Source organism: Cupriavidus sp. 8B, from assembly GCF_054589115.1.
On the sequence record NZ_BAAILO010000324.1, the window covers coordinates 1 to 492 of the forward strand.

Consider the following 492-nt stretch of genomic DNA (forward strand, 5'->3'; position numbering starts at 1 on the left):
GGATGGGTTCAACGATGTGTGCCATTTGAATGCCTTAATAGTTGCGCGAGGCAAGCATCCCCCGCAAGCGGGGGCGTGCCCCGCAAGGGAGAAGAGACAGAAGGAGAAAGGAAGAAGGCCCGAGAACCCGGACTAAGTCATTAGCGCGTCAGCCGGTAACCGCTACCACCTGAAACCAGGTAGAGGCGTTCACCAGACACGAACTGTTGGTCGGCATCCTGCGTGACGGCCAGCTGGCGGCCATTGTCCGTGCGGACAATGACCTCCACGCCATCCCGCCGGCTGAACCGGTCCGCTGCCACCTGGGCAACGACGCCGGAAACCGTGCCGGACATCGCACCAGCCAGATAGCGGCCGTTGCCATTGCCGATCACGTAGGCGCCCAAAATCGCGCCGACTACCGCGCCGGCGACGCCAGGAAAACCACTGCTGGCCGATACGGGGCCGTCATTGCCGACGATGCTAACTGGCCGCACTCGGACAACAGTTACC

1 protein-coding gene is annotated in these 492 nt (G+C 62.4%); it reads right to left on the minus strand.

Going from position 1 to position 492, the window contains the following annotated elements; genetic code table 11:
* Positions 1–140: 140 nt before the first annotated feature.
* Positions 141–492: outer membrane lipoprotein (locus ACYP5B_RS32800; RefSeq protein WP_459572403.1), on the minus strand; the 352-nt coding region annotated here is incomplete at its 5' end.